The sequence below is a fragment of the Pseudoflavonifractor phocaeensis genome (assembly GCF_038439875.1).
GTDB lineage: Bacteria > Bacillota > Clostridia > Oscillospirales > Oscillospiraceae > Vermiculatibacterium.
The window spans coordinates 31,475-57,853 of record NZ_JBCDMT010000007.1 but is presented as its reverse complement, the minus strand read 5'-3'; the positions used below and the strand labels follow the sequence as shown (position 1 = coordinate 57,853).

At 65.3% G+C, this 26,379-nt stretch carries 19 protein-coding genes; 8 read left to right on the top strand and 11 right to left on the bottom strand.

Going from position 1 to position 26,379, the window contains the following annotated elements; translation table 11 throughout:
* Together AAEU42_RS13435 and AAEU42_RS13430 are read left to right on the top strand one after the other, a co-directional pair.
* Positions 1-1,413: a Sapep family Mn(2+)-dependent dipeptidase gene (locus AAEU42_RS13435; RefSeq protein WP_342234085.1), complete on the top strand. Its 1,413-nt coding sequence runs from the start codon at positions 1-3 to the stop codon at positions 1,411-1,413.
* A gap of 29 nt (positions 1,414-1,442) precedes the next feature.
* Complete coding sequence (locus AAEU42_RS13430; RefSeq protein WP_342234084.1) at positions 1,443-2,144, top strand: hypothetical protein; 702 nt, start codon at positions 1,443-1,445, stop codon at positions 2,142-2,144.
* Between the two features lie 59 nt (positions 2,145-2,203).
* Here AAEU42_RS13430 and AAEU42_RS13425 read toward each other — a convergent pair whose 3' ends face one another.
* The 3 genes from AAEU42_RS13425 to AAEU42_RS13415 all read right to left on the bottom strand — a co-directional run bounded on the left by AAEU42_RS13425 (position 2,204) and on the right by AAEU42_RS13415 (position 5,881).
* Positions 2,204-2,815 carry a single-stranded DNA-binding protein gene (locus AAEU42_RS13425; protein ID WP_342234083.1) on the bottom strand — a complete coding sequence of 204 codons (612 nt, stop codon included), beginning with the start codon at positions 2,813-2,815 and terminating at the stop codon, positions 2,204-2,206.
* A gap of 160 nt (positions 2,816-2,975) precedes the next feature.
* On the bottom strand, positions 2,976-4,577 hold the full coding sequence (locus tag AAEU42_RS13420) for an MBL fold metallo-hydrolase RNA specificity domain-containing protein (protein WP_342234082.1): 1,602 nt from the start codon (positions 4,575-4,577) through the stop codon (positions 2,976-2,978).
* A complete protein-coding gene (locus AAEU42_RS13415; RefSeq protein WP_342234081.1) occupies positions 4,574-5,881 on the bottom strand; it encodes a hemolysin family protein in 1,308 nt (435 codons plus the stop codon). The genes AAEU42_RS13420 and AAEU42_RS13415 overlap by 4 nt, the downstream gene beginning before the upstream one ends.
* 204 nt (positions 5,882-6,085) lie before the next feature.
* On the opposite strand from AAEU42_RS13415, the gene AAEU42_RS13410 reads away from it, so the two are divergent.
* Complete coding sequence (locus AAEU42_RS13410) at positions 6,086-7,351, top strand: chloride channel protein (RefSeq protein ID WP_342234080.1); 1,266 nt, start codon at positions 6,086-6,088, stop codon at positions 7,349-7,351.
* An 11-nt stretch (positions 7,352-7,362) separates the two neighbouring features.
* Positions 7,363-8,931, top strand: coding sequence for an amidohydrolase (locus tag AAEU42_RS13405; protein ID WP_342234079.1), 1,569 nt, complete (start codon positions 7,363-7,365; stop codon positions 8,929-8,931).
* A gap of 90 nt (positions 8,932-9,021) precedes the next feature.
* On the opposite strand, the gene AAEU42_RS13400 is transcribed toward AAEU42_RS13405, so the two are convergent.
* A complete protein-coding gene (locus AAEU42_RS13400) occupies positions 9,022-12,000 on the bottom strand; it encodes an alpha/beta fold hydrolase (protein WP_342234078.1) in 2,979 nt (992 codons plus the stop codon).
* Between the two features lie 146 nt (positions 12,001-12,146).
* Positions 12,147-13,754, bottom strand: a complete 1,608-nt coding sequence (locus tag AAEU42_RS13395) for a CTP synthase (RefSeq protein ID WP_342234077.1) — start codon at positions 13,752-13,754, stop codon at positions 12,147-12,149.
* Positions 13,755-13,937: 183 nt separating this feature from the next.
* Here AAEU42_RS13395 and AAEU42_RS13390 point away from each other — a divergent pair, with 183 nt between their 5' ends.
* From AAEU42_RS13390 to AAEU42_RS13380, 3 genes are read left to right on the top strand one after another with little or no spacing between them, the layout of a single operon-like run.
* Entirely contained in the window at positions 13,938-14,690 is a 753-nt protein-coding gene (locus AAEU42_RS13390; protein WP_342234076.1) for a GNAT family N-acetyltransferase, read from the top strand.
* A gap of 16 nt (positions 14,691-14,706) precedes the next feature.
* Positions 14,707-16,068 (top strand): stalk domain-containing protein, encoded by a 1,362-nt coding sequence (locus AAEU42_RS13385; RefSeq protein WP_342234075.1) that lies wholly within the window; start codon positions 14,707-14,709, stop codon positions 16,066-16,068.
* Positions 16,069-16,116: 48 nt separating this feature from the next.
* Positions 16,117-16,584, top strand: a complete 468-nt coding sequence (locus AAEU42_RS13380; RefSeq protein WP_342234074.1) for a GNAT family N-acetyltransferase — start codon at positions 16,117-16,119, stop codon at positions 16,582-16,584.
* Between the two features lie 101 nt (positions 16,585-16,685).
* On the opposite strand, the gene AAEU42_RS13375 is transcribed toward AAEU42_RS13380, so the two are convergent.
* Entirely contained in the window at positions 16,686-18,167 is a 1,482-nt protein-coding gene (locus AAEU42_RS13375) for a DUF1846 domain-containing protein (RefSeq protein WP_342234073.1), read from the bottom strand.
* A 91-nt stretch (positions 18,168-18,258) separates the two neighbouring features.
* Between AAEU42_RS13375 and AAEU42_RS13370 the strand changes: the two genes are divergently transcribed.
* Positions 18,259-19,026, top strand: coding sequence for a TSUP family transporter (locus AAEU42_RS13370; protein WP_342234072.1), 768 nt, complete (start codon positions 18,259-18,261; stop codon positions 19,024-19,026).
* Between the two features lie 735 nt (positions 19,027-19,761).
* Here the strand turns inward: AAEU42_RS13370 and AAEU42_RS13365 are convergent.
* The 5 genes from AAEU42_RS13365 to AAEU42_RS13345 form a co-directional block, all read right to left on the bottom strand.
* Positions 19,762-20,895 (bottom strand): DHHW family protein, encoded by a 1,134-nt coding sequence (locus AAEU42_RS13365; protein WP_342234071.1) that lies wholly within the window; start codon positions 20,893-20,895, stop codon positions 19,762-19,764.
* Positions 20,896-20,960: 65 nt separating this feature from the next.
* The gene (locus AAEU42_RS13360; RefSeq protein WP_342234070.1) at positions 20,961-22,364 is read right to left on the bottom strand and encodes an MBOAT family O-acyltransferase; all 1,404 of its coding nucleotides are present in this window, start codon (positions 22,362-22,364) and stop codon (positions 20,961-20,963) included.
* A 94-nt stretch (positions 22,365-22,458) separates the two neighbouring features.
* The gene (locus tag AAEU42_RS13355; protein WP_342234069.1) at positions 22,459-23,136 is read right to left on the bottom strand and encodes a DUF4358 domain-containing protein; all 678 of its coding nucleotides are present in this window, start codon (positions 23,134-23,136) and stop codon (positions 22,459-22,461) included.
* Positions 23,137-23,217: 81 nt separating this feature from the next.
* Entirely contained in the window at positions 23,218-24,783 is a 1,566-nt protein-coding gene (locus AAEU42_RS13350; protein WP_342234068.1) for a WG repeat-containing protein, read from the bottom strand.
* 15 nt (positions 24,784-24,798) lie between these two features.
* The gene (locus tag AAEU42_RS13345; RefSeq protein ID WP_342234067.1) at positions 24,799-26,370 is read right to left on the bottom strand and encodes a WG repeat-containing protein; all 1,572 of its coding nucleotides are present in this window, start codon (positions 26,368-26,370) and stop codon (positions 24,799-24,801) included.
* Positions 26,371-26,379 lie beyond the last annotated feature (9 nt).

The following is a 26,379-nucleotide window of genomic DNA, read 5'->3' as shown; positions in this document are numbered from 1 at the left end:
ATGTACAAGGAGCAGATCAGCGCCTATTTTGACGATCCCGCCCGCCGGGCCGAGCTGGTGGCCGCCGTGTCCCGGCTGGTGGGGGTGAAGAGCGTGCGGGAAGCGCCCGCCCCCGGCGCCCCCTTCGGCCCCGGCCCCCGGGCCGCCCTGGACGAGGCCTTGAAGCTCTGCTCAGAGCTGGGCTTCGCCACCCGGGACTACGACCACTATGTGGGCCTGGCCGACCTGAACGACAAGCCCACCCAGCTCCACATCCTGGGACATCTGGACGTGGTGGGGGAGGGCACCGGCTGGGACACCGACCCCTACACCTGCGTGGAGAAGGACGGGATGCTCTACGGCCGGGGGGTCAGCGACGACAAGGGCCCCGTGTGCGCCGCCCTGCTGGCAATGAAGGCTGTGCGGGACCTGGGCCTGCCCGTCAGCAAGAACGTCCGGCTCATCCTGGGCACCGACGAGGAGTCGGGCTCGGAGGACATCGCCTATTACTACGCCCGGGAGCCCTACGCCCCCCAGGCATTCACCCCTGACGCCGATTTCCCGGTGATCAACATCGAGAAGGGGCACTACCACCCCGACTTCGGCGCCTCCTGGGCCGCCGCTTCCGCCCTTCCCCGGGTGACGGCCCTCACCGGCGGCTTCCGCCACAACGTGGTGCCTCCGGAGGCCCAGGCGGAGATCTTGGGGCTGAAGGCCGCCGACGTGGCCCCCCTGTGTCCCGGACTGGAGGAGGCCACCGGGGCCCGCTTCACCTGCACCGACGCCGGCCAGGGCGTGACGGTCCGCTGCGCCGGCCGCAACGCCCACGCCGCCAGCCCCGACGACGGCATCAACGCCATCGCCGCCCTATTGGAACTGCTCTCCCGGCTGCCCCTGGCCGACTGTCCCTCCACCCAGGCCCTCCTGGGGATGCACGCCCTGTTCCCCTTCGGGGATAACCGGGGCAGGGCCCTGGGCATCGCCCAGTCCGATGCCGAGAGCGGGGAACTGACCCTCAACCTGGCCCTCATGACCCTGACGGAGACCGGCTTTACCGCCAAGTTTGACGCCCGGTTCCCCGTGTGCGCCACCGAGGAGACCTGCAAAAAGGCCTGCGAGGCCAGCCTGGCCAAATACGGCATCTCCGTCACCGGCGACGGGGAGATGACCGCCGTCCACATGGTCCCGGCGGACTCCCCCCTGGTCAAGACCCTTCTGAGCTGCTATGAGACTTACACCGGCGTGAAGGACGCCAAGCCCATCGCCATCGGCGGCGGCACCTATGTCCACGATATCCCCGGCGGCGTGGCCTTCGGCTGCGACTTCCCCGGCTTCGACCCCAAAATGCATTCAGCCAACGAACAGGCCAGCGTGGAGAATCTGCTGCTCTCCGCCAAGATCTTCGCCCTGGCCATCGCTGAGCTGTGCAGATAAAGCTAGAATGAGATTAAGGAGAAAAGAGAATGAAGAAACTGACCAAGCGCTTGAGCGCCCTTGCCCTGGCCATCGGCCTGGGACTGTCCCTGACCGCCTGCGGTGGCGGCGGCCTGAGCAAATTCGACGCCGTGGCCTACATGGACGGCCTCCTGAAGGAGACCTACCTGGGTGAGTTCGACAAGAACTATATGGAGCTGGTGGGCATCGACGAGACCGAGGCCCAGGAGACCTACGAGACCAGCCTGGAGGCCGAGACCGAGTTCTTCCTGTACTTCTACGACATTGAGTACCCCACCGACGAGATGCGCCAGGAGATCAAGGACATGTACGCCGAGATCTACAAGCACGCCAAGTTTGAGGTGGTCTCCGCCGCCGAGCAGGACGACGGCTCCTTCTCCGTGAAGATCAACGTGGAGCCCATCAACATCGTCCAGCTGGTGGAGGCGGATTGGGAAGAGGTCATGGACCCCTTCTACGAGAAGTACACCATGGACGTGCAGAACAGCATGACCGACGAGGAATACCAGGCCATGGACGAGGAGTGGGCCCGGATGATCGTGGACCTCTACCTGGAGAAGCTGCCCGAGACCAGCAACCTGGAGAGCCAGTCCACCACCGTGCAGCTGGAGAAGGACACCGACGGGTATTACATCATCACGGAGGACGACTTCAACCGCCTGGACGGCATGATCATCGACTATTCCTCCGCTCCCAGCTCTGAGGCCTGAGACATAATCAAAAGAGCGCCCGCATCGTCACGATGCGGGCGCTCTTTTGATCACCGGGCTCAAATCTCCGCCGGCTCCAGGGACATGACGGAGACCTCGTAGGCGGTGCGCTCCGTCTCCCGGCCCTCCTCCAGCTTGTGGTACTTCCGGCTCTGCAGGCGGCCGGTCATATGGACGGCGTCCCCCACCTCCAGCTGCCCGCAGGAGCGGGCCAGGGAGCCCCAGACGATGCAGGGCAGGTAGTCCGCCCGGCCGTACCGGCGGTTGACGGCCAGGAGCAGGTCGCAGATCTCCCGCCCCAGGGGGGTGCGGCGGACCACCGGCTCCTTGCACAGCACCCCCGTCAGCTCCAGCTGGTTGGCGTGCTCCCCCTGGGCGGGGGCCAGGGTGCGGGCGAAGAAGGTGATGACCAGGCGGCTTCCCACGCCGCTGCGGTTATTGAACGAGCGGACCTCCCCCGTCACCTGGTATTCCCCTCCCGGCTCCACCGGGCAGGCGGAGAGCATGTCCTCCGAGACCACCACGTTGAGGGTGTCCATGGCGCCGCTGAGCCGGGCCACCTCCAGAGGAAAGGTGAGATAGGTCATGCCGTGATTGGTGTGGGAAAAACGGGGCTGGCCGCCCGCCCGCCCCCGCAGGGCGGCTTGGTTCCTGTTCCAGCTGGTCTCCATTTGTGTCACGCTCCTGTCCGTATTGTCAGGATACTATATGAGACGAGCCCTGGAAGTATGACAGGGAGGCGGGCGGAGAAACGGGCCGCCCAGTCTCCTGGACGGGATATGAAAACGGGCCACCCAGAAAACTGGGCGGCCCGTTGGTGCGGCGTATATTTTACCGGTCCCACTTCTTGATGAGGGCCCGGATCTGGTCGGCAAACCGTCCCAGGTCCTTGTTGGCGCCCCCCTTGTTGTGGCGGATGACGGTGAGAAGCTGCTGTCCCGCCTCCTCCAGCCTCCGGTAGGCCGGGGAACCGGCGGGGGAGGTGGGCAGGGACTCCTTGACGGCGGGGGGGATGCCCGGGGCCAGCATGCGGCCCGCCAGCAGGTCATAGACCTCCTCGTAGTCGGGGGCGTGGGCGGCGAAGCCCCGCTCCTTCAGAAGGTCGGCGTAGATCACGGTCACATCCTGGTCCCCGTGGACCACGAAGACCTGCTGGGGCTTGGGGGCGTCGAAATGGCTGATCCAGTCCAGCAGGCCGTTCTGGTCGGCGTGGGAGGACAGGCCCTCCACCCGGGTGATCTTGGCCCGGACCACGATCTCCTCGCCGAAGAGCTTGACCCGCTCGGCCCCCTCCAGCAGGCGGCGGCCCAGGCTGCCTTCGGCCTGATAGCCCACGAAGACCACGGTGCTCTCCTCCCGCCAGAGGTTGTGCTTCAGATGGTGGCGGATCCGGCCGGCGTCGCACATGCCGGAGGCGGACAGGATGACCCGGCTCTTGCCGTCGGCGTTCAGGGCCTTGGACTCCTCCACCGTCTCGGTGAGGGTCAGGTTGGGAAACTGGAAGAGGTTGCCCCGCTTGATGGCGGCGATGGCGTCCTCGTCCAGGTAGCCCGTCAGGTCCCCGGAGAAGATCTCCGTGGCCTCCTTGGCCAGGGGGGAGTCCACCACCACCTCAAAATTGGGATTGCTCTTGACCAGGCCCTCCTCCTTGATCTCCCGGATGAAGTAGAGAAGCTCCTGGGTGCGGCCTACGGCGAAGGAGGGGATGACCACGTTGCCGCCCTTGGCCATGGTGTCGTCGATGATGGCGGCCAGCTCTTCCTTATAGGAGCCCACCTTGCCGTGGAGGCGGTCGCCGTAGGTGCTCTCGGTCACCACGTAGTCGGCGCCGCCCTGGATGGGCTGGGGGTCCCGGATGATGGGCTGGTCCAGGTTGCCCAGGTCCCCGGAAAAGACGATCTTCTTGGTGACCCCGGCCTCGGTGAGCCAGAGCTGGGCCTCCGCCGAGCCCAGCAGGTGCCCGGCGTCCACAAACTCCAGCTCCACGTCGTCCTGAAGCTTGATCCGCTTGCCGTACTCCACGGGGACCAGGTGCTTCAGGGTCTCCTGGGCGTCGGCGATGGTGTAGAGGGGCTCCACCAGCTCCTTGCCCGCCCGCTTGCCCTTCTGGTTCTCCCACTGGGCGTCGCTCTCCTGGATGTGGGCGGAGTCCAGCAGCATGATGCCCAGCAGTTTTGCGGTGAGGCGGGTGCAGTAGATGTCCCCGTCGAAGCCCTGCTTGACCAGCAGGGGCAGCCGCCCCGAGTGGTCGATGTGGGCGTGGGTGACGATGACCGCCTCCACCATGCCGGGGGCGAAATCCAGGACGCTGTTGTCCTTCTCGTCCCGGCCCTGCTGGAGCCCGCAGTCGATGAGGTATTTGCGGCCGTTGCATTCTACACAGTGGCAGCTCCCCGTGACAGCACGGGCGGCGCCGAAGAAAGTAAGTTTCATGACCCTGCCTCCTTATTCGATTTTCCCGTATGTTCTTCCGCCGGCTGGAGCTTGGAGACCTTGGCCCACTCCACCCGCCGGTCGGCCAGTTCCTCTACCTCGATGCGCAGGCCGTCGGCCTCCACCACCGGGTGGCTGCCGTCGGCGGGGATCACATCCAGCCGGGCAAAGACCAGACCGCCCAGGGTCTCGGCCTCCTCCTCTTCAGGGAATTCCACGTCCAGGGCTTCGGCCAGCTCCTCCAGCTCGGCGGAGCCCGCCACCCGCCAGAGGTTTTCCCCCAGGGGCACGATCTCCTGGTCCTCCTGGGGATCGAACTCGTCGTAGATGTTGCCCACCAGCTCTTCCAGCAGGTCCTCCATGGTGATGATGCCGCTGGTGCCGCCGTATTCGTCCACCACCACGGCAAAGTGGATCTTCCGGCTCTGCATATCCCGGAACAGCACGTCGGTGCGCACCGTCTCGGGGACGAAATAGGCCTTCCGAAGCAGCTGCCGCAGGGGCTTGGGCTGCTCCGAGCGAGCGTTGAGGAGATAGTCCCGGGTATTGAGGGTGCCGATGATGTCGTCCTGGTCCTCCTCGTAGACAGGGAACCGGGACAAGCCCGAGGAGCGGATGGCCTCCATGATCTCCTCGTCGGTGTCGTCCACCCAGATCATCACCACGTCGGTGCGGTGGATCATCACGTCTCCGGCCGCGGAGTTGTTGAACTCAAAAACATTCTCGATGAGCTCCTTTTCCTCCTTCTCGATGGCCCCTTTCTCCTCCCCCATGTCCACCATGAGGCGGATGTCCTCCTCCGAGACCCCCTCCGCCTCCGCGTGGGGATCGATGCGAAAGAGCCGCAGGAGGGCTCCGGTGAGGCCGGAGATGAGCCAGGAGACGGGCCGCAGCAGGACGGAGAGAAAAACCAGGGGGGCCCGCAGGGCCCGGCCGGTCTTTTCCGGGGCGTGGATGGCCACCCTGCGGGGGAGATAGCTCACCAGCACCAGATGGACCAGTCCCAGCAGGGCCAGCACCAAACCGGCGTCCAGCGCCGGATGTCTCCGGGCCCAGTCAAAGGGGAAGGAGAACCAGCGCACGCAGGTGACCGCGGCGGCAAAGGACTCCGCCGTCAGCAGGATGCGGCAGGCGGCCAGGGCGTGGGCGGGGGAGCGGGCCAGGACGGCCAGGGGGTCCCCCTCCTCCCGGATGAGGGGGTCGTTGGCCAGCTCCTTGAGGGCGGCCTCCCCGGCGGCGCCCAGGGCGCCCAGGGACAGCAGCACCAGCTCGATCAATAATCGGGGCAGTGTGGGGTCTCCCACAGAGAATTCCTCCTTTGAGTGTCAAATGGTTACAGCCAGTATAGCACAGCGCGGGAAAAAATGCACGAGAAAACGGAAAAAGGGGGCCATTGACCCGCTGTCTGCCCGGAGTCCAAAGGACAAGCAGTCCCACATATCATGACAGTGGAGGGAAACTGTGCTATAATATGGTTGATTTCGACGTTTATGGAGCGGGTGTGTGGTATGAACAAGCTGAAAGACGAACTTTCCGGCGAGGTCAAGGGCCTGGGGGCCCATTTGGGGGTCCTGGTGAAGTGGTCCCTCATCGCCTGTGTCGTGGGCCTTGGAGTGGGGCTGGTGGGCGTGGCCTTCCACATGGCGGTGGCCTGGGCCACCCAGACCCGGGTGGACAATCCCTGGCTCCTCTACCTTCTGCCTCTGGCGGGGCTTGCCATCGTGGCCCTCTACCACCTGGCGGGCATCTACGAGGACAAGGGCACCAACCTGGTGATGAACGCCGTCCGGGGGGAGTCCAATATGTCCTTCCGCACCGCCCCCCTCATCTTCATCGCCTCCGCCCTGACCCACCTGTGCGGCGGCTCCTCCGGCCGGGAGGGGGCCGCCCTCCAGATCGGCGGCGCCATCGCCTCCAGCGCGGGGCGGCGGCTGGGCTTTGACCAGGAGGACCGGCGCATCCTCATCGTGTGCGGGATGGCCGCCGCCTTCTCCGCCCTCTTCGGCACCCCGCTGGCCGCCGCCGTCTTTGCCATGGAGGTGGTCCACGTGGGGGTGATGCACTACGCCGCCATCGTCCCCGCCACCCTCTCCTCCCTCATCGCCTCCTACCTGGCGGAGCGCGGGTTTGGGGCGGTGCCCACCTCCTACGCGGTGGCCCGGGTGCCCGAACTTTCCCCCCTCTCCCTCCTCCAGGCCGTGGGCCTGGGGGTGCTGTGTGCCGTGGTGGCCATCATTTTCTGCCAGCTGATGCACACCACCCATGATTTCTACCAGCGCTACATCCCCAACCCCTACGTCCGGGCCGCCGTGGGCGGCGGGATCGTCATCGCCCTCACCGTCCTGCTGGGCACCCGGGACTACAACGGCGCCGGGGGCCAGGTCATCTCCGCCGCCGTGGCGGGGACCGCCGTCCCCTACGCTTTTTTGCTGAAGATGCTCTTCACCGCCCTCACCCTGGGGGCGGGCTACAAGGGGGGCGAGATCGTCCCCGTCTTCTTCACAGGGGCCACCTTCGGCTGTGTGGTGGGGCCCCTGCTGGGCCTGCCCGCCTCCTTCTCCGCCGCCGCCGGGATGGTGGCGGTCTTCTGCGGGGTCACCAACTGCCCCATGACCTCCGTGTTCCTGGCCTATGAGCTCTTCGGCGGCCAGGGGCTTGGGATGTATGCCGCCGTCTGCGCCGTCAGCTATCTGGTGTCCGGCTACGGCGGACTGTATACCGCCCAGGAAATTGTGTATTCTAAGATCAAACCGGCTCGTTACGAGCGAAAGTAAGGAGCAATCATATGCTGTCAGAGCGTTATTTCGGCGGCCCCATCCTGACCATGGAGCCCGGCCCCAGGCCCGAAGGGGTGCTGGTGTCGGGCGGCAGGATCGTGGCCGTGGGCACGAACGAGGAGCTAAAGGCCCTGGACCCCAAAGCCAGGGCCGTGGACCTGGCGGGGCGGACCCTTCTGCCCGCCTTTTTGGATCCCCACGGCCATCTTTCCGCCGTGGCCTCCACCATCTCCCTGGCCCAGATGGGGACAGCGGAGAGCTTCAGTCAGATCGAAAAGGCCTTGGGGGACTTCCGGACGGAGCGCCGGGTCCCGGCAGGGGAGTGGGTGGTGGGCAACGGCTATGACCACAACCTGCTGGTTGAGGGGGCCCACCCCACCCGGCAGGTGTTGGACGCCGCCCTGCCGGAAAACCCCTGCCTGATCACCCACGCCTCCGGCCATATGGGGGTGGCCAATACCGAGGCGCTGCGGCGCATGGGCATCACCGCCGCTACTCCCGACCCTGCGGGCGGAAAGATCGGCCGGGAGGAGGACGGCACGCCCAACGGCTACCTGGAGGAGAACGCCTTCATCCGGCTGGCGGCGGGCTTTGTGCCCCGGCCCACGGCGGAGGAGGCCCTGGACGACCTGCGGGCCGCCCAGGAGAAGTACCTCTCCCAGGGGTATGTATTGGCCCAGGACGGTATGACGGGAAAGGCGGAGTACGCCCTCCTCGCCGCCGGGGCCCGGGCGGGCCTCCCGCTGGATGTGGTGGGCTATGCCGACCTCCGCAACGCCCCCGAGCTGGCCAAGGAGCCCCCGGTGGGCCGCTTTTCCATGGGGGGCTACAAGATCTTTCTGGACGGCTCCCCCCAGGGGTGGACCGCCTGGATGAGCCGGCCCTATGAGGGGGAGGCGGACTACGCCGGCTACCCCGCCTGGACCGACGAGCAGGTCACCGCCTTCCTCTCCCTGGCCCTGGGGGAGGGGCGGCAAATTCTTGCCCACTGCAACGGAGACGCCGCCGCCGAGCAATATCTGCGCTGCTTTGCCGCCGCCCGGCAGAGGATGGGGGCGGGGGATACCCACCGGCCCGTCATGATCCACGCCCAGCTGGTCCGCCGGGACCAGCTGGAGCGGATGGGGCGGTTTTCCATGATTCCCTCCTTTTTTGCCGCCCATATCTGGTACTGGGGGGACACCCACTGGAAAAACTTCGGGCCGGAGCGGGCCAGCCACATCAGTCCCCTGAAATGGGCCCAGGAGCTTGGCCTGCCCTTCACCATGCACCAGGACAGCCCGGTCATCGAGCCAAACGTCCTGGAGAGCGTTTGGTGCGCCGTCAACCGGGTGACCCGGAAGGGCCGGAAGCTGGGGTGCGGGCTTGCGGTGACGGCGGAGACCGCCCTCAAGGCCTTCACCATCCATGCCGCCTACCAGTACTTTATGGAGTCCGAGCGGGGGAGCATCGCCCCCGGAAAACGGGCGGACTTCGTGCTCCTGGACGCCGACCCCACCGCGGTGGAGCCTATGAAGATCCGGGACATTCAGGTGTTGGAGACCATCAAGGACGGCGTAAGCGTGTACCGCAAATAGCAAGGTTTGTCTCTCCTTCCCGACGGACTGACTACAAAAAGGCCCCGGCGTCCATAGGACGCCGGGGCCTTTGGTTTAAAAGGGACAGGTTTACTTGGACAGGTTGGCCTTGAGGGCGGCCAGGTCCTCGGCCGTCATGCCGTGGGCGGTGAGGTAGCTCTCGGCGGCCTTGGCCAGGTCGGTCTTGGACAGGTCCGCGCCCTTCTCAAGGCCCGCGACGGCCCGGAGCATCTCCATCACGTTGCCCTCGGCGATCAGGTCGTACTTGTCCTTGTCGGCCACGGGGTCAATGTGGTAGTAGTTGACATAACTCGTCATATAGTCGGCCACGATGTCCTCCAGCTTGGCGCCCATCAGGGCCTCCAGCAGGGCGGAGGTGAAGCCGGCCCGGTCCTTGCCCTCGGTGCAGTGGACCAGGTAGGGGCCGTCGTGCTGGGCCAGGAAGGTCAGGCCCTTGACGATGCCCTCACCGAACTCCTCGGAGGCGTAGTTGACGGGCATGCCCAGGGCGATGACGGCCTGGGCGTCCACCAGGGACTTGTAGTAGGGGGAGGCGAAGCCTTCGGCGGCCATGTATTCGGCCATCTCCTCGTCGGTGTCGGCCAGGTTCATGACGGCCTTCACGCCGGCGGCCTTGATGAGCTTGTCGGCGGTGGCGGCCCGGCTGTTTTCGTCGTTCACCGGGGAGGCGGAGCGGTAGAGCTTACCCTCGGCGATGTCTCCCATGACCACAGGACGGAAGTTGGCGAAAATCTCGTCGGTGGCGTAATCGGCCCGGTCATTGGTGTACTTGAGGGAGTAGGTGGCCTGGAGGGCGGCGGCGCCGCCCTTTTCCTTCATGGTGATGGTGATGGGAGAGCCCACGTCCACCTTGGCGACCTCGTTGAACTTGCCGTAGTTGATGCACACGGCCAGGTAGTCCTTGCCGGGGTAGGCACGGAGCATGGCCTCGCCGGAGTCCACGTAGTAGCCGTCCAGGTAGGGCATGTCGGCGGTGTAGGCCCCGGCGGTGACGGTGACCACGTCGCCCAGGGTGAAGCCCAGGGCCTCGAAATCGGCGATGGTCACGTCCAGCACGGCGTGGCCGTACTTCTCAATCTCGGTGACCGCGCCGGTGACGGGGCGGCGGGAGAGGTCGTAGGTGCTGGGGAAGGTGACGCCGTTGACCACCCAGACGTCGGTGAGGTCGGGCTTACCGTCCTTGTCGGCCCGGCAGACCAGGAAGTCGCCGTCGCCGTGGGGGGCGTTGGGCAGGTTGGTGTGGAGCACGTCGCCCCAGGCGGTGTTGACAGTGACGGAGAGGCCGGCGGGGACGAACATGGCCAGGTTGGTGTCGGGCTCGGCCTTGGTTTTCAGGTCGATGAAGACGTCCTTCTTGGCGAAGTCCTTGGCGGTGATTTCAGAGCCGTCGGCCTTGGTGTAGGTCTTGGCCACCTTTTCCAGCTTGGAGACCCACTGCTCGCCGGAGGTGCCCTTGAGCACCACGCTGACGCCGTCGTCGGTGACGGTGTAGTCGGTGACCTCCAGGGGGTTATGGAAGGAGGTCTCCTTGGAGACCATCATGCCCTGGATGGTGTACTCGGTCTTGCCGGTGACGAACCAGCTCTCGCCGGTGGTCTTCAGGTACTCGTCCAGGGAGACGGAGGGGTAAAGGTTCAGGGTGAAGAAGTCGGTGATGGAGGTCTCCACCAGGGCGGTGACCTCCGGCTGGTCGGAGTAGAAGCCGTAGCCGTGGTCGGCGTCGGGGACCACGATCTCCTGGGCGGCGGGGTAGGCGGAGACGATGGCCTTGTTCATCTCGTCGGTGACCACCACATCCTGGTCGCCGTGGAGCACCAGCACGGGGCCGGTGAACTTGGTCAGGGACTCCAGAGGCTTGCCCGCCTCCATGTCGGCAAACCAGGCCTTGGACAGCTCCTGGGTCTGGCCGTAGATGGTGGTGAAGGTGGCGAAGCCGTCCTTCTCGGCGGTCGCCTTGAGCTCATTGTAGGTCTCCAGGTCGCCGAAGATGCTGGGGGCCAGGGTCTCGGCGTCCACGGCGGCGGCGGAGAGGAGGACCACGGCCTTGTAGGGGTTATTCTCGGCGCCCACGATTTCGCTGGCGATGCGCCCGCCCATGGAGTAGCCCAGGATGCCCAGGCGGTCGGCGTCGATGGGGTAGTTGTCCAGCAGGTAGGCCAGACCCGCGTTGGAGTCGGCAATCATGTTGGTCATGGTGTTGTCCTGGAAGGACGCCTCGGAGTCCCCGCAGCCGGGGAAGTCCATGCGGATGGTGGCGAAGCCGGCCTGGGCCAGGGCCCGGGCCACGCCCACGAAGCCCACGTTCTCGTCTTTGCTGCCGCCGTGGCCGTGGTTCATGACCACCGCGGGGAAGGGGCCCTCGCCGGAGGGGAGGGTGACCACGGCGGGGACGGTGCGCTCGCCGCTCTGGTAAGTGACGGTCTGCTCCACATAGCCGGGGGTGAGGGCGTCGAACTTCATCAGCACGGTGGCCAGCTCGGCCCGGACGGCGTTGGCGGTGGGGTTCAGGTTCCCGTTCTGGTCACCGGTCATCAGCCCGGCGTAGTAGCAGAAGCTCATGCCCTCCAGAGCCCAGGCGGGGATGGCGTCGTAGTCGGGGGCCTCCTTCATGGACATGCCGCCCTCGGTGGAGGTCAGGCCCTTGCCGGCGGCGTACCGGGCCAGGATGGTGGCGATCTCGGCCCGGGTGATGGCCCGCTCGCCGTTGAAGGCGCCGTTCTCGTCCCCGGCGGCGACGCCGGTGAAGCCCGCCCAGTGGGCGGCGGGGGCGAACCACTTGCCCTCAATGTCATTGAAGGCGGCCTTCTCGATGCCCTCGGTGGGCTTGCCCTCCAGGTTGTAGAGGGTCTGGAACACGGTGGCCCGGTCCACGGTGCCGTCGGGCTCAAAGCCCTTGTCGGTGCCGGTCATGTAGCCCTTGTCGGTCACATAGGCCTGGGCCTCGGCGTACCAGGGGGCGGGGGTCTCGTCCGCGGCCAGAGCCGGGACGGCAAGGGACAGGCTCAGCGCCGCGGACAGCGCCAGGGAGAGGGGTTTTCTCCATTTCATACGCGTTTTCACCTTTTCCTTTTCGATTTTGGCACGCTGGGAATGTAAAAATATTGTATCATTTGGGTGGGGAAAAGACAACTTGTATTTTCTAGGCGATGGAGACGGCAGGCCCCGGGCGGAGCTTGTCCGTCCGGGGCCCGCGTTTATTTATGGTGGGTCTTGGCCGCGGCGATGAAGGCCCGGAAGAGAGGGTGGGCCCTGTTGGGGCGGCTCTTGAACTCCGGGTGGAACTGGACCCCCACGAACCAGGGGTGGTCCGGCAGCTCCACAATTTCCACCAGCCGCCCGTCGGGGGAGAGGCCCGCCAGCTCCAGGCCGGCGGCGGTGAGGGTGTCCCGGTAGTCGTTGTTGAACTCGTAGCGGTGGCGGTGGCGCTCCTGGACGGCGTCCGCGCCGTAGGCGGCGTAGGTCTTGCTGGTATGGGCGGTCACCCGGCAGGGGTAGGCCCCCAGGCGCATGGTGCCCCCCTTGGCGGTGACCCCCCGCTGGTCGGGCATCAGGTCGATGACCGGGTGGGGGGTGTCCTCCCGCAGTTCGCTGGAGTGGGCCTCCGCCAGCCCCGCCGCGTGGCGGGCGAACTCGATGACCGCCATCTGCATCCCCAGGCAGATGCCGAAGTAGGGGACGTTACGCTCCCGGGCATAGCGGACGGCGGAGATCATGCCCTCCACTCCCCGCTCCCCGAAGCCGCCGGGGACCAGAATGCCGTCGCAGTCCTTGAAAAGGTCGGCGGCGTTGGCGTCGGTGACCGTCTCGGAGTCCACCCAGTCGATGTCCACCTGCACGCCGTTCTCGATGCCGCCGTGGGTGAGGGCCTCGGCCACCGAGAGGTAGGCGTCGTGGAGGCCCATATACTTGCCCACCATGGCGACGCGGACCCGGGCCTGGGCCCCCTTGGCCCGGTCCACCATGGCCTTCCAGCCGGCCAGGTCCGGGGCCTTGTCCGCCAGGCCCAGGCGCTTGCAGGCCACCCGGGCCAGCCCCGCCTTCTCCAGGAGGAGGGGCACCTCGTAGAGAATGGGGGCGGTGAGGTTGGGGATGACGTTCTCCGCCGGGAGGTTGCAGAAGAGGGAGATTTTGTCCAGCACGTCCCGGGGAATCTCCGAATCCGAGCGGCAGAGGATCACGTCGGGCTGGATGCCCAGGGCCAGCAGCTCCTTGGCGGAGTGCTGGGTGGGCTTGGACTTCAGCTCCCCGGAGCCGGGGATGGACACCACGAGGGAGACGTGGAGGAACATGCAGTTCTCCCGGCCCACCTCGTTGGCCACCTGACGGATGGCCTCCAGGAAGGGCTGGGACTCGATGTCCCCCACGGTGCCGCCGATCTCGGTGATGACCACGTCGGGGCTGTCCGCCTCCCCCACGGCGTAGACCCGGCGCTTGATCTCGTCGGTGATGTGGGGGATGACCTGGACGGTGCCCCCCAGGTAGCCGCCCTCCCGCTCCCGGCTCAGCACCGTCCAGTAGACCTTGCCCGAGGTCACCGAGGAGTGGACGGTGAGGTTTTCGTCGATGAAGCGCTCGTAGTGGCCCAGGTCCAGGTCGGTCTCCGCCCCGTCCTCGGTGACGAAGACCTCCCCGTGCTGGTAGGGGCTCATGGTGCCGGGGTCCACGTTGAGATAGGGGTCGAACTTCTGGATGGTGACCTTACAGCCCCGGGCCTTGAGGAGACGGCCCAGGGAGGCCGCCGCGATGCCCTTGCCCAGGCCCGAGACCACGCCGCCGGTGACGAAGATGTATTTGACTGCCATGTGTCATTCCTCCCATTCGCGATGGGACGCCCTTGCCCCAAAGGCTTTTTTAATTTCCTTTTACTTACAGAAAAATCCTTTTTATTCTACTTCCGTTCCCGCCCCGCGTCAAGACGAAATTTTCCCCTGGGGTGCCGATTTGTGCTATACTGAAAACAAGAAACGGTTTGGAGGGGAACGGGTATGGGAGCCGAGTTTATCAACCTGACGCCGGAAAATCTGGCGGGGGAGCATTTGTGCTGTATCATCCGCAGCAAAAAGCCCCATCCGGGGGTGGAGGCCAAGCGGCAATGGCTGGCCCGGCGGCTGGAGGAGGGCCACGTCTTTCGGAAGCTGGACGCCAAGGCCGTGGTCTTCATCGAGTATGCCCCCCTGGAGACGGCGTGGGTGCCCGTGGTGGGGGACAACTACCTCTACATCTACTGCCTGTGGGTCTCCGGCGGGGACGTGAAGGGGAAGGGATACGGGAAGGCGCTGATGGAATACTGCCTGGCCGACACACGGGAGAGGGGGAAATCCGGCGTGTGCATGCTGGGGGCGAAGAAGCAGAAGGCGTGGCTCTCCGACCAGTCCTTCGCCAAGCGGTACGGGTTCCAGGCCGTGGACGAGACGGAGGACGGGTACGAGCTGCTTGCCCTCTCCTTTGACGGGACCGCGCCCCGGTTCACGGAGCGGGCAAGGCGGGGGGAAATTGAGGAAAAGGGGCTGGCCGTCTATTACGATATGCAGTGCCCCTTCATTTATCAGAAGGTGGAGGACCTCCGGGCCTACTGCGGGGAGAAGGGCGTGGAGGCGTCCTTCGTCCTGGTGGACAGCCTGGAACAGGCCAAGGGGCTGCCCTGCGCGTTCAACAACTGGGCCGTGTTTTACAAGGGGAATCTCCAGACGGTGAACCTGCTGGACGCGGCGGCGGTAGAGCGGATACTGAAGAAGTGAGGATGGAGGTGCCGGGATGAAAAAGCTGCTGTGCGCCGTCTGGGCCTTGGCGGCGGCGCTGTGCCTGCCCGCCTTGGCGGCGGAGGGGGAAATTGGGGTCTGCCTGGACGGGACGCCCCTCACCTTTGACACCGCCCCCACGGCGGTGGAGGGGCGGACCCTGGTGCCGGTGCGGACCATCTTTGAGGCGCTGGGCTATCGGGTGGACTGGGACGGGGGGACGGGTATCACCGCCGTCTCCCCGGAGCATCGGGTGGAGCTGGAGCTGGGGAAGGCGGAGATGAGGGTGGTCGGCGTGTCCCAAGCTCTGGATGTGCCGCCCATGGCGGTGGAGGGGCGCACCCTGGTGCCGGTCCGTGCGGTGGCCCAGGCGGCAGGCTGCGACGTGCTCTGGGACCAGGAGAGGAACGCCGCACTCCTCTGGACGCCCGGGGCCCTGCCCACCCATTTCCTCTACGATGATTTTTCTACCGACGGGGTGTATCTCTACGCCTTCTCCTTCCGGGGGACCCTGCAGATCTCGCTGGTGGACCAGTCCGTCCGGGTGCTGCCCCTGCTGGGGGCGATCTGCCAGCCCTACGGGGGGAAGCTGTACGGGCGGTTCGGTTCCGAGGGGGACAACCTGGCTTTCGCCGCCTACGACCTGGCCACCGGGGAAAAGAAGGCGCTGACGGACAAGAACGTGGGGGAGCTGTACGTCTACGAGGACCATGTCTACGGCGTACTTCCCGGCGTGGGCTTCGGCAGGATGGACCTGGACGGGGGGAACGTGGAGGAGGTGCCCTTCCGGGACGAGGGGGCGGGCATCGGCTACTTCGCCCTCCGGGACGGGCTGCTCTTCAGCCCCGGGGGCTGGGTGCTGGATCTGGAGACGGGGGAGACGGCGGCCCGGCTGACCAGCGGCGCGAAGGCCGAGGGCTGGCGGGACTATTATACCCTGGGGGGCGCCTCGCTGTCCGGGGAGCGGTTCTACGTGCCCATCAGCTTCTACTACTCGGAGGCCTACCCGCTGTACCCCTGCGGCATCGCGGTCTACGACTATAAGAGCGGGGCTTATGGTTTCCTACCCGTGGACGACGTGGTGGAGGACACCCAGGCGGTGGGGGACACGCTGTACTACACCGTCCGTACCGGCGACGCGGGGTACAATACCGGGACCCTCTACCGGCTGGACGACTGGGACCTGCCCCCCACGGTGCTGGCGGAGGGGCTCTACGTGAGCGGTTTCACCGTGATCGGGGACTACGTCTACTATAACCGCCCGTCCTATGAAGGGGAAATCACGCTGGACGAGGGCATGAGGGGCGCCACGGCCCTGTGCCGGATGCCGGCGGACGGGGGAGAGGAGCAGGTCATCAGCTTTGACCAGCACTTCTGAAAAACTACCCGGGCGTTTGTTTTGAGCGGGATTTGGGGAGGAAAACACGTGGAATTCAGATATGCCGAACGAAAAGACACCGCGTTGATTTTGCGGTTTATCAAGGAACTGGCTGACTACGAAAAGATGCTGGATGAAGTTGTGGCGGATGAAAAAACACTGGAGGAGTGGATTTTTGATCGACAGAAGGCGGAAGTGATTTTTTTGCTGGAAAGCGGCAAGGAAATTGGGTTTGCCTTGTTCTTTTATAATTTCTCTACGTTCCTTGGACGGGCGGGAATTTATCTGGAAGATTTATACGTACAGCCGGAATATCGGGGGAAGGGCTATGGGAAGGCCATTCTGAAAAAGCTGGCGGCAATCGCGGTGGAGCGGGGCTGCGGAAGATTGGAGTGGTGGTGCCTTGACTGGAACAAGCCCAGCGTTGACTTTTACTTGTCACTGGGGGCGGAACCGATGTCGGATTGGACGGTATATCGAATTGCCGGAGATACCTTGAAAAGACTTGCCGAGTGACAGCGACCAGTTTGCCGGGCCGATGGGGTCATGGCTGATTGGGGTCATGCGCGCATTTAAAAGACCGCCCCGGCGCTGTCTGCGCCAGGGCGGCTTTCTATTTACCGGTGGTAGAGCTTGTTGGTCTCGTACTGGGGCTCGCAGGTCATCTGGAGGCCCAGCTTTTTGTAGATGGCGGAGTCGGTGGCCGAGAGGATGACGGTGGCGTGGGCCTGGCAGTCCCGGAGGCGGGCCAGCTGGTCCAGGGCCTTGGCGGCCACGGGGTTGGAGGTGGCGGAGATGGCCAGGGCGATGAGCACCTCGTCGGAGTGGAGGCGGGGGTTGGAGCTGCCCAGGTGCTCCACCTTCACCTTCTGGATGGGGAGGATGGCGTCGGGGGAGATGAGGTGGACGGCCTTCTCGATACCCGCCAGGGTCTTCAGGGCGTTCAAAAGAGCGCCGGCGGAGGCCCCCATCAGGTCGGTGGTCTTGCCGGTGACCACCCGGCCGTCGGGCAGCTCAATGGCCACGGCGGGGGCGCCGGTCTCCTCGGCCACCGCCAGGGAGGCGGCGATCACGGGGCGGATGGAGGCATCCACCTTGGCCTGCTTCATGAGAAGCTCCAGCTTGTACACCGCCTCGTCGCTGCCCCGGCCCTCCCGCCGGTCGCAGAGGGCCTCGTAATACCGGCGGACGATCTCCTGCCGGGCGGCGGCGCAGACCACGTCGTCGTCCACGATGCAGCTGCCCACCATGTTCACCCCCATGTCGGTGGGGGATTTGTAGGGGCTCTCGCCGGTGATGGTCTCGAAGAGGGCGGAGAGGACGGGGAAGACCTCCACGTCCCGGTTGTAGTTCACCGTGGTCACCCCGTAGGCGGCCAGGTGGAAGGGGTCTATCATGTTCACGTCGTTGAGGTCGGCGGTGGCCGCCTCGTAGGCCAGGTTGACCGGGTGGTTGAGGGGGAGGTTCCAGATGGGGAAGGTCTCGAACTTGGCGTAGCCCGCCTTGACCCCCCGGCGGTGTTCGTGGTAAAGTTGGCTCAGGCACACCGCCATCTTGCCGCTGCCGGGGCCGGGGGCGGTGACCACCACCAGGGGCCGCGCGGTCTCGATGAACTGGTTTTTGCCGTAGCCCTCGTCGCTGACGATGAGGGGGATGTTGTGGGGGTAGCCCTCGATGGAGTAGTGGCGGTAGACCTTGATCCCCAAATCCTCCAGCCGGTGCTGAAAGACATCGGCGGCGGACTGGGCGGCGTAGCGGGTGATGACCACGCTGCCCACCAGCAGGCCCATGCCCCGGAAGGCGTCGATGAGGCGCAGCACGTCCACGTCGTAGGTGATGCCCAAATCGCCCCGGACCTTGTTTTTCTCGATGTCGGCGGCGTTGATGGCGATGACGATCTCCACCTGGTCCTTGAGCTGGGTGAGCATCTTTATCTTGCTGTCGGGGGCGAAGCCGGGGAGCACCCGGGCGGCGTGGTGGTCGTCGAAGAGCTTGCCGCCGAACTCCAGGTAGAGCTTGCCGCCGAACTGGGCGATGCGCTCCCGGATGTGGAGGGACTGCGTCTCTAAGTATTTATCGTTGTCAAAACCTACTCTCATCCTTGGTACCGTTCCCTTTCCAAATCATTCTGTTCTATTGTATCATTATTTTTGTTGGATACAAGGAGAAAATTCCGGCCGGGAGGTTTTTATGGAAGTTACGCTTCAAATGCTGGCAATCGTGTGCCCGCTCATTTTCCTGGCGGGGCTGGTGGACGCGGTGGCCGGGGGCGGGGGGCTCATCTCCCTGCCCGCCTATCTGGTGGCCGGACTGCCGCCCCACTACGCCTCAGCCACCAACAAGTGCGGGTCGGTCTTCGGGACGGCGGTGTCCACCGTCCGGTTTTTGAGGCGGGGGCGGTACCACCGGCGGGCGGCGGCCGTCTCGGCGGTGACGGCGCTGGCGGGCTCCGCTCTGGGGAGCCGGCTGAACCTCTTTTTGAGCGAGCGGGCCCTCCATTACGTGCTCATCGGCCTGCTGCCCGTCATCGCCCTCTTCCTCCTCTTCCACCGGGACTTTGGGGCGGAGAGCCGGGTGGACAAGCTCTCCCCCGGGGCGGTGGGAGCCCTGGCCGGGGGGATCGGGCTGCTGCTGGGGGCCTACGACGGATTCTTCGGGCCCGGGGCGGGGACCTTCATGATATTGGCCTTTACCGGGCTGTGCGGGTTTGACCTGGTCACCGCCTCGGGGAACGCCAAAGTGGTGAATTTGTGCTCCAATCTGGCAGCGTTCGTCAGCTTCGCCCTGGCGGGGAAGGTGGTTTGGGCCTTGGGGCTGCCCGCGGCGGTGTGCTCCATCGGGGGGCATTATGTGGGGGCCTCCCTGGCGCTGAAGAAGGGGGCAAAGGTCATCCGGCCCATGTTCTTTGTGGTGCTGTGTTTGTTGTTGGGGAAGATTGTGGGCGATTTGGTGGGGTAGATTTGTTCCTGGGGGAGGATGGGCCTACCTCCGGGAGGTGGTGCCTTCTGGGGGACCATCTTTTCTGCGTGGAAAAGATGGCACCCCCAGACCCCCCAGAAAAGACGCTTGGGGGAGAGTTTCGACTCTCTCCCCCAAGACCCCTTCTCAACGACCAAAGGAGGGGGACTGCGGTCCCCCTCCTTTGGAAATCACCCCGGGATGTTCACAAGAGCGTGGGAAAACCCCGTGGCCGCACTTCGTAGCGGGCACGGGGTTCGGTTTTTGCGGGGGACGGAAGACGAGGGGCGGGCGGCTAATAGCCGCCCCCACATGGAAAGCCCTCGTTATGCGCAGTTTCGCATATTTATAACAAGAAAAGCCGGGCTATGAGTGGTGCCACGTATTTGTAGGGGCGGATATTATCCGCCCGAACTCACCCGCCCCTCAATCAAGCATACGTCAGCGGCAGCGGCGCTGGGGGAACCACGTGTCGCACAGACGCTCCCGTGCTTATACCCCTAGCTTCGGGCAGTAGACCTCCTACTGAAAAGGGAACCTGCGAGCAGGTTTGCACCCAAGACTTTTCTTTGGGGGTCTGGGGCCGCAGCGTGAAGAAAATGCGCCGGTGGCGCATTTTTAGCGGAGGCTGGCCGGCTATGCCGGCCAGGTCACCCTTCCCTGAGATCGAAAAGAAATGTCCCCCAGAAAAGCGCACGTTTGACGCGCAAGCAGTTAAAATCAAACGGTCCCCCGTCACCGCCCCAGCCAGACGAAGTTGGTATCGCTGACAAAGTTGGGCACGGAGTAAAGCACCACCGCCATATCGATGCCGTTATCCTGGATGTACTGCACGGCGGACTGCTTATAGTACCGCAGGTCGATGAGGTGGATCTCGGAGAAGTGAGGGGTGAGGAAGGGCACCAGGGAGTCGGAATAGCTGTCCCGGATGAGGAGGAGCTTGGGCTTGTCGGGATTGCCCGTGCGCACCACGCCCAAAGCCTGCTGTCCTCCTAGGAACATGGCGTACTTGTCCTTCTTGGCCAGATAGCTCTCATCATAGAGCTGGCGGGGCTCCTCCACCGGGTTGCCCTTCATGTCATAGGTATAGGAGGTGACGGTGACGCCGTCCTCGGGGACATAGGTGTCCATCTCGTCGGGGCGCACCCACCGCACGCCGGAGGAGGAGAAGACGGTGCCGTAAAACTCGGTGGACACGGCGGTTTTGATATAGTCGGTGAGAGGGACGGGGGTGAAGCCCAGGGCCCCGGACAGGCCGGTGTAGCCGTAGTAGGCCCCCAGGGAGGTCCAGTGGTGGTCAGTGCGGTAGAAGATGTCCTCCCCCTTGTGCTCCATCAGGGGGGTGTAGAGGTCCACAAACTGGGCGGCGGAGGACTGGGCGGCCTGGTCGATAATGAGCTTCTGGTCGTAGTTGGGCGCGCCCTGGGGCAGCTTGTCGGCCCACACGGTGGCGGCTCCGGGAATGAGGCCGAAGTACACTGGCACCGGGGACTTTGCCGCAAAAGAGTTGACATAATTTATATTATTCGCAACCTTTTCGGCGTCGGGGGCGTCGAAGCGGGTGATGAGGGTGGCGTCATCGCAGAAGTAGACGCCGTTGTTCTCCTGCTTGCCCACCGCCCGCTCGGAGTACGCCTTGGCCGCCACCCAGGCGTCCCGGGCGACAAACTGGTCGGTGACGTAGGTCTCGTAGTCGGTCATGAACTGGCCGGAGAGGACGTTTTTCACCGTGGGAGAGGGCCGCTGGGCCAGGGGGCGGTTCTCCACCTCGGAAAAGGCGCTGTCGGGGGTCAAGGCGTTGGCGGCGAAGAGGAGGGCCAGGAAGCAGCAGAAGAAGGCAGACAAAAACTTGGCGTAATGTTTCGACATAATATCACCTCTCAGAATCGCGTTATGGAAGTTCTTTGGCTTCCTTTTCTTTCAAGAAAAGGAAGTTAGAATTGGAAGTAGAGGAAGGGGTTATAGGTGCCGTCCACCAGATAGGCGGTGGAGAGGAGGAGCCCCGCCAGCATGAGGAGGGGGCAGGCGATTTTTTGGGCCCTTTCGGGGAACTTGTACCACAGATGCTTGCCCAGGGGGGTGGCGGCCACGCCGGCGATGAGGAACATGGGCAGGTAGGAGCGCAGGTAGTAGAGGGTCGCCCCGTCCGCTCCCCCCGCCCCGGCGAGGCCGAACATGGCCCCCAGGTAGGGCCCAAGCTGGGCGAAGTTCTCCAGGGAGAAGAGGGCCCAGCCCACCATTACCAGGAGAAGGGTGTACCCGTGCCGCACCCAGCCGGGGAGCCGCTCCAGGGACTTGCCCCAGACCACCTTCTCCAGCACCAGGAGGACGCCGTAGTAGAGGCCCCAGAGGAGGAAGTTCCAGTTGGCCCCGTGCCAGATGCCGGTGGCCCCCCAGACCACCATCAGGTTGAACACAAGCCGCCCCTTGCCCACCCGGCTGCCCCCCAGGGGGATATAAAGGTAATCCCGGAACCAGGACGAGAGGGAGATGTGCCAGCGCCGCCAGAAGTCGGTGATGGACTTGGCCAGATAGGGGTAATTAAAGTTGCCCAGGAACTCGAAGCCCAGCATCCGCCCCAGGCCCACGGCCATATCGGAGTAGCCGGAGAAGTCGAAGTAGAGCTGGAAGGCGAAGGCCAGCACTCCCAGCCAGGCCCCCAGGGTGGTGAGCTGAGAGACCGGCATGGCCTTGTAGGCCTCCCACAGCGCCCCCAGGTTGTTGGCCAGGAGGACCTTTTTGGCAAGGCCCACCACAAAGATCTGGGTCCCGGCGGCGAAGCGCTCCACGGGGTAATCCCGCTCATCGATCTGGTCGGCCAGGTCCTTGTATTTCAGAATGGGGCCGGCGATGAGCTGGGGGAAGAGGGTGACGAAGGTGCCGAAGTTGACGATGTTCCGCTGGGCCTTGGCGTCCCCCCGGTAGACGTCGATGGTGTAGGACATGGTCTGGAAGGTGTAGAAGGAGATGCCCACGGGCAGCTCCAGCCCCAGGACGGGCATGAAGCCCAGGCCCACGGCATGAAGGCTGCCCGCGATGAAGTCCCAGTACTTGAAAAAGCCCAGGAGCAGCAGATTGAACACCACAGACTGGGCCACGAACCGCCGGGCCCGCCTGTCGTTGCCGTCCGCCTTGGCCCGCTCCACCAGGATGCCGTGGACATAGTCGATGCCGATGGAGGCGAACATGATGAGCAGGTAGACCGGCCTTTTCCAGCCGTAGAAGAACAGGTTTACCACCAAAAGCACGGCGTTGCGGTACTTCAGCGGGGTGATGGAGTGAAGCAGCAGCACGATGGGAAAATAGGTGAAGAGAAAAAATAAGGTGGAAAAGACCATGGGCCACCCCCGGAAAGTTAATATAAAAAGAACGGGATGCAGGGAGGAAGGGCGCCGGTTGCCCAAGCGCCCTTCGCATTATAGAACCTTTTTCTTATTTTGTACAGTCGTTGAAAATGGATACCACGTCGTCGGCGTACTCGGTGACGGCGAACATGACGTAGCTGCCGTTGGTGACCAGCTTGTAGTTCTCCACCAGCTCCAGCTGGGCGGGGAGATACTGTTTCCACTGCTCCACAAGGTCGGCCTGCCGCTTGGCGATGCCCGCCTTCACGGTGTCCATCTTGCCCTCCTTCACCTGGGCGATGAAGAACTCGGTGGCCTGGACGCTGACCATGGGCACCTTGCCTACGTACTCCACCAGGTCATCGGCGCTGATGCCGTAGAGGGCGGAGAGGGTCTCGCCGTCCAGATCCATGAAGCCGGGCAGCTCCTTGGCGGAGATGCCGGTCCAGACGGCCTGGACCTTGGACTCGCCGGAGGGGGCCTCGCTGGGAGCCTGGGTGGGCTCAGAGGGCTTTTCGGTGGGCTTGGCGGTCTCCGCCGGGGCGGTGGGGGTGGAGACGGGGGCGTCGATGTCCGGGGTCTCGGTGTCCTCGGGGAGCTCGCTGACCTCGGGCGTCTCGGTGGGGGTTGCGCTCTCGGTGACAGCGGGACTCTCGGTGAGCTCGGGGGTGGGGGTGGGATCGGCCTTGCCGCCGCAGGCGGCGAGGAGAAGGGACAGGGACAGGGCGCCGGTCAGGGCCAGCGCGGGGATACGGATGTGCTTCATAGGGGTCAAAACTCCTTTGTTTTTTAGTTTCGCTTCTCTTGGACGGCGAAACCGCAAACAAGTTCCCAAAAATTTTTGGAATCAATCGGAAGCCTGGGGGATCAACCACTGAAAGACCACCTTCCCGTCCCGGGTAGTCAGGGTGCTGCGGTCCGGGCGGGTGTGGAACAAAAGCCCGCCCACCAGCTGGTCCTGGCCGCCGCCCTGGGAATAGGGCTGGCTGGACAGCAGGTTCCCCTCCAGGTCGAAGAGCCGCCAGCACTGCAGCTCGTTGGAGCTGGTCCAGATGTAGCGCTCCCCGGTGAGCTCGTCGGTCTGGAACATGGCGGTAAAGCTGCCGGGGAGGGGCACGGTCTCAAAGGTTTCCAAATTCAGGAGGGAGGACTCCTCCGCGTCGGGGGCGTGCAGCAGGGCGTAACCCCCCTCCCCGGACCAGGCGCTGCCCAGTTCGGGCGGGAGGTCCCGGCTCACCCCGTCCTTCCACAGGGTGGTCCCGCCCCCCGCCCGGAGCCAGGACACCCAGCCGTCCCCCAGGATGGCGGAGTCCCAGGCCCCCTGGGGCAGCTCCACCTCCGTCAGGTCGGCGCGGAAGAGGCGGTCGGGGACGTCGGCCCCGTAGCATTTCCAAAAGCCCTTTTCATAGTAGAGAGAGTCGTATTCCGGGGGCAGCTCCTTGAGGACGGTCCCCTGCCGGTCCAGGAAGCACCACCCGCCCCCCATGGTCCGGGCGGCGGCTACTCCCTCGTAAAAGTCGCCCAGCTCGTTGTAGATGGGGTCGATGACCCACCGGCCCTGCTCGTCCAGGCAGCCGTAGCCCGAGCCGCCCTGGGCCCGGAAGAGGCCGTCGTGGAGCGGGCCGGCGTACATCACGTCGCCCGGGAGCGGGAGGGCCTCGCCGGTGTCCAGGTCGGCCAGGTAATAGCGGAAAGAGTCGCCCTGGGAGTCCCGGACCGAGAAGGGGGCGTACCGCTCGCCGGGGACGATGTTGCCGATGAGCTCCCAGCCGTACTCCAAGCCCATGTCCCGGTAGGGCTGGATGTCGATGACCCGCCGCTCCGTGCCGTCACCGGCGTCCAGGAAGACCAGCTGGGTGTCCCCCTTGAGCAGGGGGATGCCGTGGGTCATGTCCATGCCGTAGAAGAGTTCCCAGTCATAGGTGTAGAGGAAATCGGTGCACCAGCTCCCGTCCCGGGCGCAGACGGCGCTCCTGGCCTCCGGCTCCCCACCGGGGACGGGGAAGGTCTTGGTGAGGAGGAGGGCATAGGGGTCGTAGCCGGTTTGGCCGTCGGGGCCGTACTGCCGGAGGGCGAAGGCGGAGGTATATACCGGGTCCACGATGACCTCCCCCTCCAGGGTGGCGAGGCCGTAGAGGGTGTAGGGGTCGTCAAAGCCGTATTCGTGGCGGATGAGGGAGGCCCCCTGGAAGGGGAGGAGGGGGCCATAATCGTCCCTGGGGGTCAGGGTGTCGTTGAAGTCCTCGTACCGCCGGGTGTAGACCTCCTGGGGGGCCTCATAGGGGGTGAGGTGGGACCAGTCGGCGTACACCGGGGAGAGGGATTCCGCCGCCGGGCTCTCCTGAGCCGGGGCGGACTTGCACCCGGAGAGGAGGAGGGCCAGGGCCAGGGCGGTCAAACACAGTCGTTTCATTTCGTTTCGTTCCTTTCAATCCATGCCGTCGTCCCAGTACCGTTGCAGGAGGACGGTCCCGTCGGGGGAGAGGATGGTGGTGGAGTCGCCGCGGGAGAGCTGGCACAGCCCGCCCAGGAGGGAGGGGACGGCGTCCTCGGGCAGGCCGTCGAAGAGGACGGCGCCGTCCAGGGCGGTGAGCCGCCGTGAGCCGTCCGGCAGGGACACCCGGCAGCAGCCCGTCCCGGTTACCGGGTCCCGGTCCACGTTCTCCAGGGCGCCGGGAAAGACGGCCAGGGCGCCGGTCTGGGGCGTCCACGCCGCCCACCGCTCCGGGCTTGTAAGGAAGATTTGCTCCTCCCGGGCGCAAATCAACTGGCTGTCCTCCCAGCCCGCCGGGAGGGGCCATTGCTCCGCGCCCCGGACGACGCTTTGGACGCCGTCCTTCCACAGGGTGATCCAGCCGCCGTCCAGGAGGAAGTACTCGGTTTGGTAGAGGAGGGGGGAGGCGACGGCCTGGAGGTTTTCGTCCAGCACCAGGCCGGGGTCGCCGCTGTACCCCAGGAAGTACCAACAGCCGCCCCGCTGGAAACAGGTGTCCGCCGCCACGGGGCCGACGAGGGTTTCCCCGGCGGGGGAGATGAGGGAGAAGCCGCCGCCCCGGACCAGGGCGGAGCCGTTTTCAAAGGGGCGGGCGTATGAATATTGAGGCGGGATGGCCCACGCCCCGTTCGCGTCCAGATAGCCCCATTGGCCGCCGCCGTTCCGGGCGGGGGCGAGGCCCTGGGAGAACCGGCCCACCTGAGTGACTTCCTCCGGCAGGGGGACGGCCTGGCCCTCCAGGGTCCAGCAGAGGGGGTGGTAGGTCTGGCCCGCGAAGGCGTCATAGCAGGAGCCGGTGACCCGCCCGTCACCGGCCTGGGCGCTCCACAGCGCGTCGTACCGGCTGTCCCGGGACAGGGCGCCGGGGAGGGGGGCGGAAAAAAGCTCCGCGCCGGTCTCCGGGTCCAGCAGGACCAGGACGTTTTCGTCCCGGAGGGCGAAAAACTGGCCCGGCTCCACCCCCATGCCGCCGTACTGCAGGTCGGGGTCAAAGGTGTAGACCTCCTCCGTGACCCAGCTCCCGTCCCGGGCGGCCAGGGCGGAGCGGAACACCGCCTCGCCGGTCTCGGGGTCTTTTTCCCCGGTGTAACGGGTGAGGACCATGGCGGGGAGGGGGTCCGGGGTGTCGCCCCTGTTCCACCGGGTCAAAAGCGTGACGGAGGAGTACACCGGGTCCACTACCGCCTCCCCCTCCAGGGTCATGAGGCCGTAGAGATAGGAGGTGACCCGCTCCCCGGCGTACCAGGTGGTGGTCATGACCGCGCCGGGGAAGGGCACCAGGGGGCCGTAGTCCGGGGCGGGGAGAAGGGTGTCGTGGGGGCCGTCCCGGCGGGGATAGACCTCCGCACGCTCCGGCGTCTCGTAGGGGGTCAGCCTGGACCAGTCGGCGTAGACGGGGGACAGGCTTTCCGCCGCCTCCGGCGGCCCGCTGGGTGCTGGCGCGGGGGCCTTGCAGCCGGTGAGGAACAGGGCCAGGGCCAGGCCCAAGGAGATGGCGTGTTTCATGGTGCGTCC